Annotated in this window: 19 protein-coding genes; 8 read left to right on the top strand and 11 right to left on the bottom strand. The window is 58.7% G+C overall.

The features are described 5' to 3' along the window. Positions 1–47: 47 nt before the first annotated feature. The 9 genes from SLH49_RS00590 to SLH49_RS00550 form a co-directional block, all read right to left on the bottom strand. A complete protein-coding gene (locus SLH49_RS00590) occupies positions 48–1,262 on the bottom strand; it encodes a branched-chain amino acid ABC transporter permease (protein ID WP_320267243.1) in 1,215 nt (404 codons plus the stop codon). A gap of 141 nt (positions 1,263–1,403) precedes the next feature. Continuing rightward, a complete protein-coding gene (locus SLH49_RS00585; protein ID WP_320239242.1) occupies positions 1,404–2,402 on the bottom strand; it encodes a branched-chain amino acid ABC transporter permease in 999 nt (332 codons plus the stop codon). A 17-nt stretch (positions 2,403–2,419) separates the two neighbouring features. After that, complete coding sequence (locus tag SLH49_RS00580) at positions 2,420–3,238, bottom strand: ABC transporter ATP-binding protein (protein WP_320267242.1); 819 nt, start codon at positions 3,236–3,238, stop codon at positions 2,420–2,422. Between the two features lie 91 nt (positions 3,239–3,329). Beyond that, positions 3,330–5,288: an AMP-binding protein gene (locus SLH49_RS00575; RefSeq protein WP_320267241.1), complete on the bottom strand. Its 1,959-nt coding sequence runs from the start codon at positions 5,286–5,288 to the stop codon at positions 3,330–3,332. Between the two features lie 200 nt (positions 5,289–5,488). Beyond that, a complete protein-coding gene (gene fdhF / locus SLH49_RS00570) occupies positions 5,489–8,257 on the bottom strand; it encodes a formate dehydrogenase subunit alpha (RefSeq protein WP_320267240.1) in 2,769 nt (922 codons plus the stop codon). Between the two features lie 152 nt (positions 8,258–8,409). Beyond that, the gene (locus tag SLH49_RS00565; RefSeq protein WP_320267239.1) at positions 8,410–8,982 is read right to left on the bottom strand and encodes a GNAT family N-acetyltransferase; all 573 of its coding nucleotides are present in this window, start codon (positions 8,980–8,982) and stop codon (positions 8,410–8,412) included. A gap of 86 nt (positions 8,983–9,068) precedes the next feature. Then, a complete protein-coding gene (locus SLH49_RS00560; protein ID WP_320267238.1) occupies positions 9,069–9,905 on the bottom strand; it encodes a PA2778 family cysteine peptidase in 837 nt (278 codons plus the stop codon). Then, complete coding sequence (locus SLH49_RS00555) at positions 9,893–10,294, bottom strand: PA2779 family protein (RefSeq protein WP_320267237.1); 402 nt, start codon at positions 10,292–10,294, stop codon at positions 9,893–9,895. Before SLH49_RS00555 ends, SLH49_RS00560 begins: the two co-directional genes overlap by 13 nt. A 157-nt stretch (positions 10,295–10,451) precedes the next feature. After that, positions 10,452–10,718 (bottom strand): YggT family protein, encoded by a 267-nt coding sequence (locus SLH49_RS00550; protein WP_320239234.1) that lies wholly within the window; start codon positions 10,716–10,718, stop codon positions 10,452–10,454. Between the two features lie 138 nt (positions 10,719–10,856). Between SLH49_RS00550 and SLH49_RS00545 the strand changes: the two genes are divergently transcribed. From SLH49_RS00545 to SLH49_RS00510, 8 genes are all read left to right on the top strand, one after another. Continuing rightward, complete coding sequence (locus tag SLH49_RS00545; protein ID WP_320267236.1) at positions 10,857–11,402, top strand: acyl-CoA thioesterase; 546 nt, start codon at positions 10,857–10,859, stop codon at positions 11,400–11,402. A gap of 69 nt (positions 11,403–11,471) precedes the next feature. Then, positions 11,472–12,857, top strand: coding sequence for an MFS transporter (locus tag SLH49_RS00540; protein WP_320267235.1), 1,386 nt, complete (start codon positions 11,472–11,474; stop codon positions 12,855–12,857). Next, the gene (mepA, locus tag SLH49_RS00535; protein WP_320267234.1) at positions 12,833–13,729 is read left to right on the top strand and encodes a penicillin-insensitive murein endopeptidase; all 897 of its coding nucleotides are present in this window, start codon (positions 12,833–12,835) and stop codon (positions 13,727–13,729) included. Before SLH49_RS00540 ends, mepA begins: the two co-directional genes overlap by 25 nt. Continuing rightward, positions 13,730–14,581, top strand: a complete 852-nt coding sequence (locus tag SLH49_RS00530) for an esterase-like activity of phytase family protein (RefSeq protein ID WP_320267233.1) — start codon at positions 13,730–13,732, stop codon at positions 14,579–14,581. A gap of 77 nt (positions 14,582–14,658) precedes the next feature. Then, the gene (locus tag SLH49_RS00525) at positions 14,659–15,300 is read left to right on the top strand and encodes a queuosine precursor transporter (protein ID WP_320267232.1); all 642 of its coding nucleotides are present in this window, start codon (positions 14,659–14,661) and stop codon (positions 15,298–15,300) included. A gap of 415 nt (positions 15,301–15,715) precedes the next feature. Next, the gene (gene arfB / locus SLH49_RS00520; protein ID WP_320267231.1) at positions 15,716–16,135 is read left to right on the top strand and encodes an alternative ribosome rescue aminoacyl-tRNA hydrolase ArfB; all 420 of its coding nucleotides are present in this window, start codon (positions 15,716–15,718) and stop codon (positions 16,133–16,135) included. 55 nt (positions 16,136–16,190) lie between these two features. Next, entirely contained in the window at positions 16,191–16,454 is a 264-nt protein-coding gene (locus tag SLH49_RS00515) for a type II toxin-antitoxin system ParD family antitoxin (RefSeq protein WP_320267230.1), read from the top strand. Beyond that, positions 16,451–16,738 (top strand): type II toxin-antitoxin system RelE/ParE family toxin, encoded by a 288-nt coding sequence (locus tag SLH49_RS00510; protein WP_320267229.1) that lies wholly within the window; start codon positions 16,451–16,453, stop codon positions 16,736–16,738. Before SLH49_RS00515 ends, SLH49_RS00510 begins: the two co-directional genes overlap by 4 nt. A gap of 114 nt (positions 16,739–16,852) precedes the next feature. Here SLH49_RS00510 and SLH49_RS00505 read toward each other — a convergent pair whose 3' ends face one another. Together SLH49_RS00505 and pncB are read right to left on the bottom strand one after the other, a co-directional pair. Next, entirely contained in the window at positions 16,853–17,617 is a 765-nt protein-coding gene (locus tag SLH49_RS00505) for a hypothetical protein (RefSeq protein WP_320267228.1), read from the bottom strand. A 547-nt stretch (positions 17,618–18,164) separates the two neighbouring features. Continuing rightward, complete coding sequence (pncB, locus tag SLH49_RS00500) at positions 18,165–19,457, bottom strand: nicotinate phosphoribosyltransferase (protein ID WP_320267227.1); 1,293 nt, start codon at positions 19,455–19,457, stop codon at positions 18,165–18,167. Positions 19,458–19,497: the final 40 nt, after the last annotated feature.

The following is a 19,497-nucleotide window of genomic DNA, read 5'->3' as shown; positions in this document are numbered from 1 at the left end:
CCATAGGTTTTATCCGAAATGTGGTCAGGGTTTTCCCCTGTCTTGGTTTAATAAGGGAACGGCCACAGCCGTAACTTCTCTTTTGCCAGCCGCCACAGCTGGGCCAGCCCGTGTGGTTCCTTGATCAGGAAGAACATGATCAGCGCGCCAATGATGACCAATTGGAAATGCGCCACAAGGTCCGTGGGCCATCCTAGCAGATCAACACCGATCACTTTCAAAAGCACCGGCAACAGGACAAGGAACGCCGCCCCGGCAAAGCTGCCAAAGATCGACCCCAACCCGCCAATGATGATCATGAAGAGCACAAGGAACGATTTCTGAATGCCAAAGGCCTCGCCCACTTCCACAGCGCCCAGATAGACAGCAAAGAAGAGCGCGCCTGAGATGCCGATAAAGAACGAGGACACCGCAAAGGCAGTCAGCTTCGCCCGCAGCGGGTTCACCCCGATAATCTCCGCCGCGATATCCATATCCCGGATCGCCATCCACGACCGGCCCGTTGTGCCGCGTGTCAGGTTACGGGCAATCAGCGCACACACCGCCACGAAGATCAGACAGATCATGTACTGCGCCCAAGGCTCCGTATTCGGCCCGGTCACCGCGATCTGCCCCACAAACCGTTCCGGCGCATTGATCTGACCGGAAGCGGAGTAGTTGTAAAACCAGCTGATCTTGTTGAACATCCAGACAAGGAAAAACTGCGCGGCGAGCGTCGCGACCGCGAGGTAAAACCCCTTAATCCGCAGGCTCGGCAAACCAAACAGCACGCCCACAAAGGCCGTGACAAACCCCGCCAGAATGACAGCGATCATCGGATTGATCTGACCTAGAATATAAACGGTCCATTCAGCATTCTGCGCGATCGTGAAGAACAGGAACTGCCCCGTCACCTCAAACGTCTCGCCGCCCTTGGGGATCATCGCGCCATCGCCCGGTGTATAGCCCGAACTGGCAAAATAGATATCAAGGCCTGTCATCAGCTTGTAACAGGCATAGGCCCCCACCGCCATGAAACCACCCGTCCCAAGGCTCACCTGCCCGCAATAGCCCGTCAGGATGTTCAGCCCGATCGCCGCGATGGCATAGATCAGAAAGGGCACAAAGATCGCATTGGCCCAGTAATCGTTGATCACCAGCGGAATGATCCCAAAGGCAATCGCCAACGTGACCCAAAACCCGATCCGATCAAACTTGATCGGGAAGGTATGGTTGTCGGCATGGTAGGAGGTTTTGAAGTCCCCTGCTTCACGGTAGAGCATTAGAACCTCCCTCGACATGCGTGGGTTTCACCCACCCTACGGGCGGTCTGTAGGGTGGGTGAAACCCACGCGAAAATGCCATCTGGGGCTCCACCCTTTGAAGGGCTCAAACGCTCCCCCAGAGCCTTTGCAAGACGCCCTTCAAACCCTCTCAATGATCTTCTCCCCAAAGAGACCCTGCGGTCGGAACACCAAAAAGATCAGGGCGAGCATATAGGCGAACCAGTTCTCCGTTGCCCCGCCAAGGAACGGCGCGCCAATCGTGTATTCGAACAGCTTCTCGCCCACCCCGATGATCAACCCGCCGACAATCGCTCCAGGGATCGAGGTAAACCCACCCAGCATCAGCACCGGCAGCGCCTTTAGCGCAATCAGCGACAGCGAAAACTGCACGCCCGATTTCGCCCCCCACATGATGCCCGCCACCATCGCAACGATCCCGGCAAGCGACCAGACCAGCACCCAGATATAGTTCAGCGAAATCCCGACGCTCAGCGCGGCCTGATGGTCATCGGCCACCGCCCGCATCGCACGTCCCTGCTTGGTATACTGCGCAAAGGCGATCAGGCTGATCACCAGAATGACGGCCACCACCGTCGCCACCATATCCAGCTTGTCGATGAAGAACCCAAAGAAGTCATCGCCGCCCAAACCGGATGTGGCCTCTTCCACCCAAAGCGAGCCGCCCTGCGGCAGACCAAGTGCGATGGTCTTGATATCCGACCCCCACATCAGATCGCCGACCCCTTCCAGGAAATAGGCCAGGCCAATGGTCGCCATGAACAGAATAATCGGCTCCTGCCCGACCAGATGTCGAAACACGAACCTTTGCACAGCCCATGCAAAGAAGATCATGACAAGGACAGTCATGAAAATCGCCAGAAGCGCAGGCACATGCCACCCGAAATGGTGGATCTCCGTCCCGAAAATCGCATTGATCAGATGCGCAAAGGGCACCTGCCCCTCCATTATCCCCACAAGCGTCAGCGCCGCGAAAAGCGCCATGACCCCTTGCGCATAATTGAAGATGCCAGACGCCTTGAAAATCAGCACAAAGCCCAGCGCCACCAGCGCATAAAGCACCCCGGCCATCAGCCCGTTGATGACAACTTCGATCCCATAGAGGAAATCAGCGGACATGCGCGCCTCCTGCCCAATCAATCATGCGCCACCCCCAGATAGGCATCGATCACCTGCTCATTATTGCGCACCTCATCGGGCGTCCCATCCCCGATCTTGCGTCCGTAATCCATCACGACCACCCGGTCCGAGAGGTCCATGACCACCCCCATATCATGTTCAATCAGCGCAATCGTGGTCCCGAATTCATCATTCACATCAAGGATAAAGCGGGACATGTCCTCTTTCTCCTCAACGTTCATCCCCGCCATCGGCTCATCCAGCAACAAAAGCTTCGGCTCCGCCGCCAGCGCCCGCGCCAGTTCGACCCGCTTCTTCAACCCGTAAGGCAGCCGCCCCACAGGCGTTTTCCGGATCGCCTGAATCTCAAGAAAATCAATGATCCGCTCGACTTTCTCGCGGTTCTCAACCTCTTCGTTCTCGGCCCGCCCGCTCCAGATCGCCTGCCAGAACATGTTTGCCTTCATATGGGTCAAACGGCCCGTCATGACGTTGTCGAGCACGGTCATCCCCTCAAACAGGGCGATGTTCTGGAACGTCCGCGCAATCCCCAGCCGCGCCACCTGATAAGGCTTTATCGGCGGGCGCTTCTCGCCGCGGAACCAAACCTCACCTTCCTGCGGATTATAAAACCCCGAAATCACATTGAGCATCGACGACTTGCCCGCCCCATTCGGCCCAATAATCGCGCGGATTTCGCCCTCACGGATGTCGAACGAAATATCCTTGATCGCCTCAACCCCGCCAAAACGCAGCGTGATGCCGCGCATATCCATCAAAACGCCACCAATCTGGCGCCCGTCCGGGGTGACGTAAGGCTCAACCACATCTTTCATACCCAAGCCCTTATCATCTCGCCAAAAATACTCCCGCCGGAGGCACAACGGGATGGCGGGCGGGGCGAAAGCGTAGCTGAGCGTCGCATCGTCATTCCGCAGCCACCTTATGCGCAACGGTCAGCACTTCCGCATCGCGGATCGCCAAAGTCGCATTGATACTGCCCTTGCGCCCGTCCTCGTAAGTCACTTCCGTTTCGGTGTAGATTTCCGATTTCCCGCCATAAAGCGCCTCGATCAGATCGCTGTATTTCTCATCCACGATCCGGCGCCGCACCTTCCGCGTCCGGGTCATTTCGCCATCATCGGCATCGAGTTCCTTATGCAGCACAAGGAACCTGTGGATCTGACACCCGGCCAGCATCTCATCCGCTGCAACGGATTTATTCACCTCAGTCACATGCGCCTCAATCGCATCCAGCACGCGCGGATGCTGCGACAATTCCTGATAGCTGGAATAGGCGATATTGTTCCGCTCCGCCCAGTTCCCCACCGCCGTCAGGTCAATATTAATGAAGGCCACGCAGTAATCGCGCCCCGCCCCAAACACGACAGCCTCAAGAATATCCGGATAAAACTTCAGCTTGTTCTCAACATATTTCGGCGCAAACAGCGCGCCTGACGCCATCTTGCCCACATCTTTCGCCCGGTCGATGATCCGCAGATGCCCGCTGCCTTCTTCAATGAACCCGGCATCACCGGTCGCAACCCAGCCTTCGGCATCCTTGGTCGAGGCGGTGCTGTCCGGGTTCTTGTAATACTCAACAAAAACACCGGGCGAGCGATAGAAGACCTCGCCATTATCAGCGATCTTCAACTCCACGCCAGGGCTCGGCACACCCACCGTGTCTGACCGCACTTCGCCATCGGGCTGCTGGGTGATGAACACCGTCGCCTCAGTCTGGCCGTAAAGCTGTTTGAGGTTGATGCCCAGCGCCCGATAGAAATCGAAGATCTCCGGTCCAATCGCCTCACCCGCCGTATAGCCCACCCGCACACGGCTGAGGCCTAGCGTATTCTTCAAAGGTCCAATCACCAGCAAATCGGCCAGCCGATATTGCACCCTTTCCATGCCAGAGACCGCCTCACCATCCAGAATCTTCGGCCCGATCCGGCGGGCGAGCGCCATGTAGTGATGGAACAGCCACTTCTTGAACCGCCCGGCATCCTCCATCCGGATCATCACATTGGTGAGCTGCTGTTCAAAGACGCGCGGCGGCGCGAAGAAATATGTAGGACCGATCTCGCGCAGATCGGTCTGCATCGTCTCTGCACTTTCCGGGCAGTTCACACAGAACCCCGCCCACATCGCCTGTCCGATGGAAAAGATGAAATCACCCACCCAGGCCATAGGCAGATAGGCCAGCACCTCATCCCCCGGCTGCAGATGGTCAAACTCCGCAGAGTTCTTCGACGTCTCGATCACATTGTAATTCGACAGCACCACACCCTTCGGCCGCCCTGTTGTGCCCGACGTATAAAGCATCACACAAGTATCATCGAGCGTCAGCGCCGCAGTGCGCTCTTCCACCTCGCCCATCCGCCCGCTCTCACGCCCGGCTTTCTGCAGGTCGTCGTAAGACGTCATATGCGTGTGGTCGTATTTCCGCAGACCCCGCCCATCGAGGTAAATCACATGGTCCAGCACGTGCAGCTGATCCCGGATATCGGCGATCTTGTCGACCTGCTCCTGATCGCCGGCGACAACAAACCGCGCGCCGCAATGATCCAGCGCATAGGCGATCTCCTCCGCCGCAGCATCGGCATAAAGCGGCACGGGCACGCAGCCCACCTTCTGTGCCGCCACCATCGCCCAGTAAAGCGCGGGCCGATTGCGCCCGGCAATGGCAATGTGGTCGCCCACTTCCGCCCCTAGCGTCAGGAAGCCTGCCGCGAGCGCATCAATCTCAAAAGCCGCCTCTTCCCAGGTCCAGCTTTGCCAGATACCAAATTCCTTCTCGCGATAGGCAGCCTTGCCCCCGAATTGCGCCACATTCCGCGCGAGCAGATCAGGAACAGATACGGGACCGCCGGTCGCGGATGCAGTCATGCCAAAATTCCTCCCTTACTGGCCTTGCACCAGTTATCGGGTGCGAGTCGCCTCCCCGCGACTGCACCCTTTGGCACTATACTGTGGGGCAGCCACCCGTCCCGTCAAATCATTTTTTGAACGAGCGTTCATTTAAATTGCGCAAATGCCGCAATCAGCCAAATTTTTTGACCGCAATGGATGTCGCCGCTGCCGGAAAGTTACTCGGCAGCGACCTGACCTTCGACCTTTTCCACTCTCACGGCAGCAAATTTGAACTCAGGGATTTTACCGTAGGGGTCAACTGCCGGATTTGTCAGGATGTTGGCTGCAGCCTCGACATAGGCGAAGGGCACGAAAACCATATCTGGCGAAACGGCCCGGTCAGCGCGGGCCATGATCTCAATCGAACCGCGCCGGGTCGACAGCCTGACCAACCCGCCCGGTGCAACACCGAGTTTGCGCAACGTCGACGGGTGAAGCGAGCAATTCGCCTCGGGCTCGACCGCATCCAGCACTTTGGATCGGCGGGTCATGGAGCCTGTATGCCAATGTTCCAACTGCCGCCCGGTGGTCAGCACCATGGGGTAGTCAGCATCCGGTGCCTCATCGGGTGCGATCACACTCGCAGGGGTGAATTTCGCGCGCCCATTCTCGCGCGGGAAGCCGTCGCCAAAGACGATGGGCTGGCCAGGGTCCTCCGGCGAGAGCGACGGGTAGGTGACCGCATTCTGGTTTTCCAGCCGGTCCCAGGTGATGTTGCTGAGCGATTTCATCGAGCGCGCCATTTCGCCGAACACATCGCGAGGGTGGCTGTAACTCCATGGCAGGCCAAGGCGTTTGGCGAGTTCCACGGTGATCCACCAATCTTCTTTCGCGTCACCGGGTGGCGGCACGGCAGAGCGGCCCATCTGCACCTGCCGGTTGGTGTTGGTCACGGTCCCGGACTTCTCGGCAAAGGCCGAGGCGGGCAGGATCACATCCGCAAAATTCGCAGTCTCCGTGATGAAGATATCCTGCACAACCAGATGCTTGAGCTTCGCCAGCGCATCACGCGCATGTTCGACATCCGGGTCGGACATGGCTGGGTTCTCACCCAGGATATACATGCCGTGGATGTCGCACGCATGCACGGCATCGAGTATTTCGGTCACGGTCAGCCCCTTATTCGGGTCGATGCTACCGCCCTCCCAAATCTCCTGAAAGGCGCTGCGCACGCCGTCATCGCCGACAGGCTGATAATCCGGCAGGAACATCGGGATCAAGCCCGCGTCAGAAGCCCCCTGTACATTGTTTTGCCCACGTAGTGGATGCAGCCCCGCGCCGGGGCGGCCCACCTGACCGGTCATCAGCGCAAGGCTGATCAGGCAGCGTGAATTGTCCGTGCCATGGATGTGCTGCGACACACCCATGCCCCAGAAAATCATCGCGGCCTGCGCACTGGCAAAGGTCCGGGCGACGTCGCGCAGTGTCTCCGCATCGATCCCACAGATATCCGTCATTTTTTCGGGCGTGAAATCGGCCAGATGCGCTTTCTCGGCTTCCCAGTTTTCGGTGTAGGCTTCGATATACTGGCGGTCGTAGAGCTCTTCTTCCACGATCACGTGCATGATCGCGTTCAGCATCGAGACGTCCGCACCGGGCCGGAATTGCAGCATGTGCGAGGCGAACCGCTTCAGCGCCTGCCCGCGCGGGTCCATGACGATCAGCTTGCCGCCGCGTTTGGTGAATTGCTTGAAATAGGTGGCGGCGACGGGGTGGTTTTCAATCGGGTTTGCGCCGATGACGATGGCGACATCGGCGTTTTCGATCTCGTTAAACGTGGCGGTGACCGCGCCGGAGCCGACATTTTCCAAGAGCGCGGCAACCGAGGAGGCATGGCAGAGCCGCGTGCAGTGATCCACATTGTTATGGCCAAAGCCCTGACGGATCAGTTTCTGGAACAGATACGCCTCTTCATTGGTGCATTTGGCCGAGCCGAACCCGGCCACGCCGCGCCCGCCGATATCCTTCAGGCCATTCGCGGCAACATCCAGCGCCTCGTCCCATGTCGCCTCGCGGAAATGGGTTTGCCAGTTCGCCGGATCCACATTCAGCCCCTTCGCAGGCGCGTCGTCGCGGCGGATCAGCGGCTTGGTCAGGCGGTGGTTGTGGTGGATATAGTCAAAGCCGAAGCGGCCCTTGACGCAAAGCCGCCCTTCATTGGCGGGGCCATTGATGCCTTCGACGAATTTAACCTTGTTGTCTTTGACCTTAAGCGAGACCTGACACCCGACGCCGCAGAACGGGCAGACGCTTTCGACCTCGCGGTCGTAATCCTTGGTGTCGCCGATCTGGTTTTCGTCGGTCACGGTGGCGGGCAGAAGCGCCCCGGTCGGGCAAGCCTGCACACATTCGCCGCAGGCCACACAGCTCGAGGCACCCATAGGGTCGTCCATGTCGAACACCGGATAAGCCTGCGCCCCGCGCCCTGCCATGCCGATCACGTCATTGACCTGCACCTCGCGGCAGGCCCGTACGCAGAGGCCGCATTGAATGCAAGCGTCGAGATTAACGGACATGGCGACATGGCTGTCATCGAGAAGCGGGATATGGTCCGCATCCTTGGTGGGAAAGCGGCTGTCATCCACATCCTGCTTTGCAGCCATGTCCCAAAGGTGGCTGGACTTGTCATGCGCAACCGCCTGCTCCGGCTGGTCGGCGACTAGCAGCTCCATGACCATGCGGCGCGCCTGCACCTCGCGCGGTTGGTCGGTGGTGACAACCATTCCCTCGGATGGTTCACGGATGCAAGAGGCGGCCAGCGTCCGTTCGCCTTCAATCGCGACCATGCAGGCTCGGCAATTGCCGTCAGAGCGATAGCCGGGGGCGGGCTTGTGGCAGAGATGCGGGATGACGAGGCCACGGCCATTGGCGACCTCCCAGATGGTTTCGCCGGGCTGGGCCGTCACGGTTTCGCCGTCAAGCGTGAAGGTGATCGGGTCTGACATCTGGAATCTCCGCCTCTTTGCGGCAGACTACACCATGCACGTGCCGCACGCGAAAGGTCATGGGCGACGGCAGGTGACGCATTTGCGCCATGCCGGATTTCCGATGGGCGGCGCGGGTTTCACAAGAGATGCGGTCAGCACTGTCATGCCGCTTATTCCGGGTCGACAAACTGCTCCATCACCCAGCGATGCTTGCCGATCTGGCGGCTGCGTTCAAAGCCGTGTCGCGCGAACATGGCCATCGCTCCGTGGAACAGAAAGGCAGCGGCAACCTTTCGGTCCGTGCAGTCCTCCGGATAGGCCTCGACCCGTCCGCCGCCCAGGCGCGCGATTTGCTCCAAAGCGCCTTTCAAACCGGCCTCTGCGACGCCTTTGCGCCGGTGACCCTTGCCGGTAAACGTGCAGGTGATGCGCCAATCGGGCAGGACCGGGTCGGTGGAAAGATAGGCCTTCAGGTTCTGTATCTTGGGCAGTTCCACCGGCGTTCCGAACTGGCACCACCCGACACAATCGTCGCCTTCAAATACAAGCGCCGCATGGGCCGTGCCACCGCGCACATGCGCCTCTTTCTCCAGCCGGTTCTGCGCGGGCGTCTTGTGCGTGCCGATGCCTTCGGGGTGATAGCTCATGCACCAGCAGCCACCCCAAACACCCTTGTTCTCTTCAACCAGACGGGCGAAGTCATTCCATGTCGCGGGATCGAGCGGTTTCGTCGTCAGAGTCATCGGGCTGCACCCCGCCGCCATGTTCTGTATTTGTTCTTATCGAGCGTTCAACCATGCATGTCAATGGAGTTCGGCTCGTCGCTACACTAACCCGCGAGTTCGTGGTTCACCTGAGCAAGGTTGTTGCGGATTTCAGGGACGCTGGGATCAATGCGTTGCGCTTGCCGCAAGGCGGTGCGCGCGCCGCGCAGGTCGCCCTGCCCATAACGAGCATTTGCCAATCCAAATTGCCAGATCCAGCTGTAGGGCCAGCGTGCCGCGCCGGTTTCGTACAGCGTTTCGGCGGCGGCCAATTGACCTACACGCTCCAGCGCGGCACCTGCTGAGAGAATATCGGGTTCGGGCACACTGACCGGCAGATCATCGGGCGGCAGAACGACCAGCCCCCAGTAATCGCCGCGACGCCATGTGCGCTCAAACGTGGCAAAGGGCAGAACCATCTGCTCAAGCTGACCGGAATTGAGGTAAACCTCATCCCTGCCGAAGTCGTAGCCGGTCACGACGCCATAATGCCAGACCGGCGCGATGCCCAGGCCGAGATTTTGAAAGACGATGACCGGGTGGCCAGCATCGATTTCGGACAAAAGCTGGTCGAAGGTGCTGATCTCAACAGCAAGCTGCCCAAGCCGCCTGCTGCTGCCGATCATATCCGCCAGATAGGTCCCCCGCGCGCCGGGGCTGAAGGCGAGCCAGGCCACATCCTCCTGGTCGATATCCGCACCCGCCCATTGCATAACCATCGCAATGGAGGCGGGCCCACAGTAGAAATCGGCCTGCCGGATCAGCGGCACATTAGCCACCTGCGCGCGGGTCGGGACGTCGACATCAAGCCGCGCATCAGGATCGAAAGCTGGCGCACAGGCCGCGATCCAGCTGGCAATCAGCAGGAATGCGACCCGGCGCAGAGCGCTTAGCGGATACAACGTGTAAAGTTGAAGATCCGGGTGAAGCACAGCAGGTCAGTGACCAGCAGGATGATAAAGACGGTAAACAGCGTACCGACGATATCGGCACCGGCGCTGTCATTTTCCATCTGCGTCAGGATCGTGCTGATCTCTTCATCCGAGAGGGCCGCAAGCCGCTGTTCAGCCTCTGCGGGATCAACACCAAGTTCGATGATCTGCTCACGAACTTCACTGCGCTGCAATTCATCCATCAAGACGCTGCGATTTGCCATCGCGGTGTATTTGCTGATCGCGGCATCTGTGCCGACCATCTGCGCCTCTGCCAATGTCACGGCCTGCGTGGCCAGCACCAACTGCGCGGAAAGCGCAAGTGCGACGCCTTTTTTGGTCAGGTTAAGAAAGCCCATCGGTAAAATCCCTCTTCTTAAGGGCGACGCTTATCCAGCCGCCCGGTGCCCCATCCTGGGCAGTTTTTCGCAATTGAGCAGGCAGCGCAAGCATCCACGCCCTGCGATTCTCGGGATGAGCGGAAAAATGGCCGTCAGCGAAAGAGGGTTGAGCAACCTACGTGATCAGGTTCCGCAAGATAATGATGCCCAACAGCACAACGACAGGCGACAGATCGATCCCGCCCATATCCGGCAGAAATCGCCTGATGCGGCTATAGACCGGCTGCAAGATACGTTCGAGCCCGTACCATATCTGTCCAACCAATTCCTGGCGGATGTTCAGCACCTCAAATCTGATCAGCCAGCTCATGATGAAATGCACAATCACCAGGAAGTAGGCGAAGCTGAGAATGGGCGACAGAATGTCCGATACGATTTCCATGTGCAGCGCTTTCTAACAAAGTCCGCCATGACCTAAGCCTTTGTCCGCGTGGGGACAAGTCCGTCAGTTCCGCAAGGTTAAAGTTGACGCGCAGGTCAATCGCGCCAATGTGCCGATCACGCAAAGAACGAGACCCCGATGTATCCTTTTGTTCGCCTGATCAAAGAAGTGCTGCACGCGCGCAAACTGCCGCCGCTTCCCCCACTTGGGACCCATATCTCGCATCACCGGTGTTGGCCGCAGGATATTGATCAGTTCATCGAGATGAACAATGGTCGCATCCTGACGATCCTTGACCTTGGACGGACCGGGCTGGCGCAACGCGTGGGCCTCTTGCGCGCGCTCTCCAAAAACCGCTGGGGTCTGACCGTTGCAGGCTCGTCGGTCATGTACCGCAAACGGGTTCGCCCTTTCGTGAAGTTCCGGGTGGTCAGCAAATGCGTGGGCTGGGACGAGCGGTTTATGTATCTTGATCAGTCGCTCTGGATTGGCGACGATTGCGCGGTTCAGGCCCTCTACCGCACTGCCGTGACAGATCGCAACGGCATCGTCCGCCCCGAACGCCTGATGGCGGCCCTTGGACTGCGCGACCAATCTCCGGCCTTTCCCGAATGGGTGCAGCGCTGGATCGAAGCCGACAAGGTCCGCCCCTGGCCCCCGCTTGATGACGGTACGTCCGCTTAAAGGATCGCTTGCCACAGCGCGTATTATCAGTGTCTTATCCCTGCAACAACAAAGAGCAGGGACAGGCACATGGCAGTCAGCAAGAGACGCATCTGGGGATGGATGTCCTTTGATTGGGCATCGCAACCCTTTTACACGCTTGGCCTGACGTTTATCTTCGGCCCTTACTTCGCGGTTGTCGCCACCGAGTATTTCCTCGGCACCGGGCTGGACGAACGGGCCGCAGACGCGCAGGCGCAATGGGTCTGGTCACTGGGCCAGACGGTGGCCGGTCTGTTGATTGCGTTCAGCGCACCCTTTCTGGGGGCCTTTGCCGACAATTCAGGGCGCAAGATCCCCTGGATTGCGTTCTTTTCCATCGTCTACGTGATTTCAACGACGCTCTTGTGGGGCCTAACACCAGACGGCTCCGCCCTGATCCTGATGCTGGTCATCTTCTATGTTGGTTTCATCGCGGCTGAAAGCGCGCTTAACTTTGTCAACGCGATCCTGCCGTCGCTGGGCACGGATGAGGAGGTTGGGCGCATCTCAGGCTCTGGCGCGGCCTTCGGCTATTGGGGCGGCGTTACGTCGCTTTTTATCATGCTGTTGCTCTTGGCCGAAAACGATCAGGGCGTCACGTTGCTGGGCAACGCACCGCTTTTCGGGCTGGACCCGGACCTGCGCGAAGGCACGCGGTCGGTCGGCCCCTTTATTGCGCTCTGGTACGTGATCTTTATCATCCCGTTCTTTCTATTCGTCCATGACGACCCAAACGCGGAAAAGAAATCGACGCGGATTGGGGCGGTTTGGGGCGAGTTGGTCGATACGCTGAAAGGCGTGTTGGACCGGAAAAGCCTTTTGAACTTTCTGCTGGGGTCGATGTTCTATCGCGACGCGCTGAATGCGGTCTATGCCTTTGGTGGGGTCTATGCCGCACTTGTGCTGGATTGGCAGACAATCCAGATCGGCGTTTTCGGGATTATCGCGGCCATCGCCGCGGCCATCACCACATGGCTGTCAGGTCTCGCCGATCAGCGCTTTGGCCCCAAGCCCGTGATCCGCGTTGCTGTATGGGTCTTGATTGCGGTGTCGGTCACAATCGTGGGTATGTCGCGCGAAACGCTCTTTGGCATTCCTCTTGCCGAAGGGTCGCAGTTGCCGGATATCATATTTTATATCTGCGGGATGTGCATCGGCGGTGCGGGCGGTGCGGTTTACGCATCCTCCCGCTCAATGATGGTCCGCCACACCCACCCAGACCGCCCAACCGAGGCATTCGGCCTCTTTGCCTTAACCGGCAAGGCGACGGCCTTTCTTGCCCCTGCGCTGATCACCCTGTTCACTTGGATGACCGGCAGCAATCAATTGGGCTTTTTGCCTGTGATCTTTCTTTTCCTGTTAGGACTTTTGTTGCTACGATGGGTCAATAAAGACGGAGATCGCGCAGAATGGTCCGCTACATCATCGCAGTGATTGCAGCCTTCGGGCTTGCCGCATGCCAGACCGATCAGCCACCAGTCGAGATCGTGTCGCAAAACGCGAATGACACACGCATCGCCAAGCCACTCTTTGAGGCGGTGCCGACCGCAACAAGCCAACCACCGCAACCCATCGGTGGCTATTCGCGCGGTTGTCAGGCCGGCGGTCAGCAACTGGCCGAAACCGGCCCAACATGGCAGGCCATGCGGCTGTCGCGCAACCGCAACTGGTCACAGCCCATTACCATCGATTTCGTGCAGGACCTCAGCCGTTTTGCCGCCACCCAACCTGGGTGGGAAGGGCTTTATGTCGGCGATCTGAGCCTGCCGCGCGGCGGCCCGGTCAGCGGGCATGCCAGCCACCAGTCCGGCCTTGACGTGGATATCTGGATGCTGCCACCTGACCGGCTGAACCTGACCGAGGCAGAGCGTGAGAGCATTTCATCGATTTCCATGCGCCGCTCTGCCGGAGCCTTCACCAACAGCAGCTGGACACCACAGCATGAGGCGATCATGCGCCAAGCTGCTTCGGATCCAAGGGTCAGCCGCATCTTTGTCTTTCCCGGCGCAAAGGTGTCGATGTGCAACAATACAACCGGCGACCGGTCCTGGCTGAGCAAGATCCGACCCTGGTGGGGACACCATTATCATTTCCACGTGCGTTTGAATTGCCCATCTGGCGCAGCGACTTGTGTCGATCAGACGCCACCGCCATCCGGTGACGGATGCGCTGAAGCACAAGGTTGGGTGGATCGTATCCTCAACCCGCCACCGCCCGACCCGAACGCCCCTCCTCCAACTCCGAGGGCGGAATTGACGATGGCCAATCTGCCGGGCCAGTGCCTATCTGTGTTGAACGCGAATTAAGTGCGGCTGTTTCTTCGTACGATGGCCCTTCTGGGGGCGAGTCCAGCCTGCGCGGAGGCCACATTGATCAGCACCTATATCTGGCAGGATAGTGATCCGAATTTCGGCGGTTTCTCGGCCATTGAAGTCTCGGATGACGGGAGCAGCTTCATCGCGCTCAGTGACAGGGGCCATATGACCGAAGGCCGGTTTGCACGCGAAGACGGCGTGATCGAAGCAGTTAATCACCAAACCTTGGAAGTGCTGCGCGCACCCCATCGTGCGCCGCTGCGCCGTCACGAACGGGACAGTGAGGGGCTGGCATATGCACCCGACGGCGGCATTTTTGTTTCGTTCGAATGGACCCACGGGCTGCGATACTTTGAACGCGTTGGCGCCTTCGGCTCTGACCTGATCGACCCGCCCACAGCAATGGAACTACAGAGCAATTCATCGCTCGAGGCTTTGGCTATCGGCCTTGACGGTGCGCTTTATACACTTCCCGAACGATCCGGTCTCGCCACGCGTCCCTTTCCCGTTTTTCGCTACAAGGACGGGGTTTGGGATCAACCGTTTGAGGTGCCGCGCACCGGGCCTTACCTGATGGCGGGCGCAGATATCGGTCCGGATGGACGGCTTTATCTGCTGGAGCGCGACTTCGCCGGGATCGGATTTCGCAGCCGTGTCCGGCGGTTTGACCTGAATGGCGGATCGGAGGAGCTGATCCTGCAGACCGGGCTCGGCGTGCACGACAATCTGGAGGGGATCAGCGTCTGGGAAGACGAAGAAGGCCTACGCCTGACCATGATCTCGGACGACAATTTCAGCTTCTTCCAACAGACCCAGATCGTCGAATATCGGTTGACCGACTAGGCAATGGGCGTTAAGGCGCGCTGTCCCCAGCATCCGGGGGCCAAGTGCCGCACCCTTGCCAAAACGGAAAACCAGACATGACACGTATCCTTCCCGGCGTCCTCGCCATGGCGACCATCGTGGTCGCATCCAACATCCTTGTGCAATTCCTGATCCTCGACGGCCTCTTGACCTGGGGGGCGTTCACCTATCCGCTGGCCTTTCTGGTGACGGACGTGATGAACCGCATCTACGGTCCCGCTGCCGCGCGCAAGGTTGTGTTTGCAGGGCTCATTGTCGGGATCATCTGCTCGCTGATTGGGTCACAGATCATGCTGCAAGGGGACGGGTTTGAATACCCAGCGGTTGCTTTGCGCATCGCCATCGGTTCGGCGACCGCGTTTCTGATCGCGCAACTGCTTGATATCGTTGTCTTCAACCGGCTGCGGGAGGGCTCATGGTGGAAGGCGCCACTGGGCAGCACGCTGGTCGGCTCGACCGTCGACACGGCCATCTTTTTTTCAATCGCCTTTGCCGCCGTCTTCAACGGGCTCAGCGCCTCCGCCGCGGAAGAGGTGATGTGGGCGCAGGACGCCGCGCCGTTCTTGACGACGGGGCCGATGATGCCGCTTTGGGTCACGCTGGCCGTCGCGGACTGGGGCGTGAAGCTGAGCATCGCATTGCTCGCCCTGGTACCATTCCGCCTGATTGTTGGGCGCATGACTCACGCCAGCACATAAACACGAGGTCGGGCGTATTTTTACTTGAAATATACCAAATCTGTGCCACCCTCCTGAGCAGGCGAAACATAATGAAAGGAGGTGATCCAGTGCATCATGAGGTATTGGAGATACGTGTCGGGACAACTTGTGGGGGTCTCATCTAAGGCAGCCCTTGGCTGAGAAGACCATAAGGTGGGCAACCTAACCGACCCGCCTCCGTAATTCAGGAAAGGGCCATCCCATCGCCGGGGTGGCCCTTTTTCCATGGTGAATGCCACGCATTCACCAAGTGTGGGTAAGCGTTTGGCGCAGCCAAATGCGGCCACACCAGTCTGAATTTTCATGTAAATATCCCGTACAGAACCTGTACATATCCTGTACGTACAGGCGTGTTGCAGCCGCAGGAGCCTCCGGCGGGAGTTTTTGTGCCAAGATGAAGATTAATGACCAGATCACCATCGCCGATTGGGAGCTGACGGAGAGCTTTACTCGGTCGTCGGGCCCCGGTGGGCAGAATGTGAACAAGGTGTCCACAGCCGTTGAGTTGCGGTTCGAGGCGGCGCGGTCCCCCAACCTGCCCGAGCCGGTCAAGGCGCGGCTGCGGCGGCTGGCAGGGCGACGGTGGACGCAGGACGGGGCGGTGGTGATTTTCGTGCAAGAGACGCGGAGCCAGGCGCGCAACCGCGAGATCGCGCGGGAGAGGCTGGCAGAGCTGATCCGCAAAGCCTGCGAGCGGCCCAAACGACGGGTGGCGACACGGCCCACGAAAGGATCAATCCGCCGCAGGCTCGCGGAGAAGAAAGCGCGCGGGGAGGTGAAGGCGCTCAGGGGGAGGGTGGATGGGCAGGATTGACCGGACCCGCCGCCTGACCCATATTGTACCTATCTTTGGCACATGAGATCTGACCATGCCGCGCAACACATCCGTTTCCCTTGGCGAGCACTTCACTGGGTTCATCGACGCGAAGGTGAAAGAGGGGCGCTACAGCTCGGCCAGCGATGTGGTGCGGGCGGGGCTGCGGTTGTTGGAAGAACGCGAGGCGAATCTGGAGCAGTTGCGGGCGTTGATTGACGAAGGGATTGCGTCCGGGATTGCCGAAGAATTTGACTGGGATGATTTTCGTACGCAGAAGCGGGCAGCGTATGAGGCCCGAGAGAAAGCGTCCGGGTGAAGCGGATCAAGTACGCCCGTGCGGCAGTCGAAGACATCGCCACCATCTGGGACTACACGGAAGACCACTGGGGTTATGCGCAGGCCGTCACATATGACGCCATGCTGGAGGAGCGGATATTGGGGATCGCCACCGGTGAGGTTGCGTCGCGGTCAGCCTATGAGGTTCGCCCGGGCCTGCGGCGCGTATTGACTGGACGCCATGTGGTGTTCTTCCGGGAGGACGATACGGCAGTGACGGTTATTAGAATTCTGCATCAGCGGATGGATGTGCAGCGACTATAGCATTGCGGCGAGGAGAACTTCGCCCTACGGGCATTTGTGAGACCGTAGGGTGTTCGGTTTACGCGCACCATTGTGGTGAGAGACGATGCGCAGTGAATGCGCACCCTAGGCTTGCTAATCTGCAATTGCAACTTTTTGAGCCTCTAACAAGATTATCAATTTGTCTATGTCACGGGCTGTAATGTCCTCCGCACCAAACAAATTTATCGTCACAGTCTTTTCAGAGCCCAATTTCACTCGGAACCATTCTTCAACAAAAGCTTGGTTGGATGGTTTTGACGTAGTGCCCGGACTAGTCCTTCCTATCTGCTGAGCTGCATTGTCAAAGGAACCGATATCCTTGTTGTCAAGCTGATCAGTCACAATACTGTCGTGATCCAACTCAGCCCCCTGTTCAAGATCACCCTCGCCAATCGTGATACCTTCAGCGACAAGGAAGCGAACGCTTTCCAGATACGAGCGGATGATCGGCGAAATAGCCCGATCTTGGAAACCCTCCCTCACTAGCCAAGATTCAAGAGCTGACTTAGATGGCGTACCATCCTGAAATCTATTGCTTATCTGTTGAAATACGGTGGGAGAGTTAATTGCATCGCGAAGCGCTATTTGGCGGTCTTCCGGGCGGTCAGGATGGAGTATTTCTACCGCAAGCGATGTTACTTGGACTTCCCCGGTCCCTGCTTTCTCTAACAAGCCGTATTGCGCAAGCGTCGAAAGTGTCTTGTCGGCTGCGCCACTGAGTCCACTATATCCGATGTGTTTAGCCGCAGTTTCGCGGTCGATCGGATTAGTGCGATCTTCTTTAAAAACAAGTGAAATCAGCTGCAAACACTTCTGTAATGGTTGGTTGGGGTAGCTTGGGCTCCGTGGACGCGACATCTGACAATTCTCCTTCGTTGAAGTCGAAAATAAGTTATCTAAGCTATTTTTCAAGCTAGATATTAGCTAAGGCAAATTTTTTGCTTGCCCTGATCAACACAGCCTGCGATGTTGTGCCTAGGGTGAATCAGACACCCATATATGGCCGAGAAGGAAAGCTAATGAGACTCTATGGGCCCTGCTCCGATAGCCGCGCGGCGTTGCAGGGAGACCAAAAAGAAAAAGGCCGACAAGTAAACCTGTCGGCCCCCTAGCGGCAAAGCAGAGCAGTAGCAGCTGCAGAATACCACTGATTTGCATCTTAGTATTCTCACAGTCCGGCTACCGCATCAAATCAAATCCTCAATAGAGGAGTTACGGCTATGGGAAATTCAGTTTTTCCGCCCCCTCCACCGGGAAAGCGTTGGATCTTCCGCCCATGGAAGACTGATCCAAAAACCGGTGAACGCATCTATGCCAGTCAATTTGGCAAACGCGCTTGGCCTATTTTGATTGACGAGTGACCGATTGGCCAGTGGTGGGGTAGCAACACGCCCCGCCACTTTCACTAAACCACAACCTCCATCTCCACCTGCTCTCCGACCCCGAACACCCGTTTGTAGCGGGCGATCTCGTCCTCTGGCCCCATGGCCTTGTTGGGGTTGTCGCTCAGTTTGACGGTGGGTTTGCCGTTTGCGGCGATGGCTTTGCAGACGAAGGAGAAGGGGGCGAGGGCGTCGTTTTCCGTCAGGCCTTTGAAGTCGTTCGTGAGCATTGTGCCCCAGCCGAAGGACACGCGGACGCGGCCGGCGAATTGGGCCTGAAGCTCGATGATTTTGTCCACGTCGAGACCGTCTGAGAAGATGACGAGCTTTTCGCTGGGGTCCTCGCCCCGGCTTTTCCACCAGTTGATCGCCGTTTCCGCTCCGGTCGCGGGGTCGCCGCTGTCAACGCGGATGCCCGTCCAGCGGGCCAGCCAGTCGGGCGCGCGGTCGAGGAAGCCCTTCGTCCCGTAGGTGTCGGGCAGGATGATGCGCAGGTTGCCGTCATGCTCCTCATGCCAGTCGGCGAGCACGTCATAGGGGGCCTGGGCGAGGGCCTCGTCGGTCTCGGCCAAGGCGGCGTAGACCATGGGGAGTTCGTGGGCGTTGGTGCCAATCGCCTCCATATCCCGGTTCTTGGCGATCAGGCAGTTGGAGGTGCCGACGAAACGGTCGCCCAGGCCTTCGGTCATGGCCTGCACGCACCAGTCCTGCCAGAGGAAGGAATGCCGCCGCCTTGTGCCGAAATCGGCGAGGCGCAGGTCGGGGATGTTGCGGAGCTGTTCGACCTTTTGCCAGAGCTTGGTCATGGCGCGGGCATAGAGGACCTGAAGTTCGAACCGCCCCATCTCGCCTAGGACAGCGCGCCCGCGTAGCTCCATCAGCACGGCGAGGGCGGGGATTTCCCAGAGCATGACCTCGGGCCATGACCCTTCGAAGGTGAGCTCATATTGCCCGTCGCGTTTTTCGAGGTGGTAGGGGGGGAGTTGCAGGTTCTCGAACCATTCCATGAAGGCGGGGGTGAACATCTGGCGTTTGCCGTAGAAGGTGTTGCCGCGGAGCCATGTGCTTTCGCCGCGGGTGAGGGAGAGGGAGCGGATATGGTCGAGTTGTTCGCGCAGTTCGCCTTCGTCCACCAGATCGGCGAGGCGGATAGATTTGGTGCGGTTGATGAGTGAGAAGGTGACTTGGGTGTCGGGCTTGTTGCGGAAGACCGACTGGCACATCAGGAGCTTGTAGAAATCGGTGTCGATCAGGGACCGGACGATCGGGTCGATCTTCCATTTGTGGTTCCAGACGCGGGTGGCGATGTCGACCATGTGCTGTTCCCCCTCTTGACTGCCCGTGTTAGATCAAGCG

Origin of the sequence: Cognatiyoonia sp. IB215446 (assembly GCF_033963825.1) — a bacterium.
Lineage (GTDB): Bacteria > Pseudomonadota > Alphaproteobacteria > Rhodobacterales > Rhodobacteraceae > Yoonia.
Note: the sequence above shows the minus strand (reverse complement) of the source record. Positions and strands in the feature narration are given on the sequence as shown.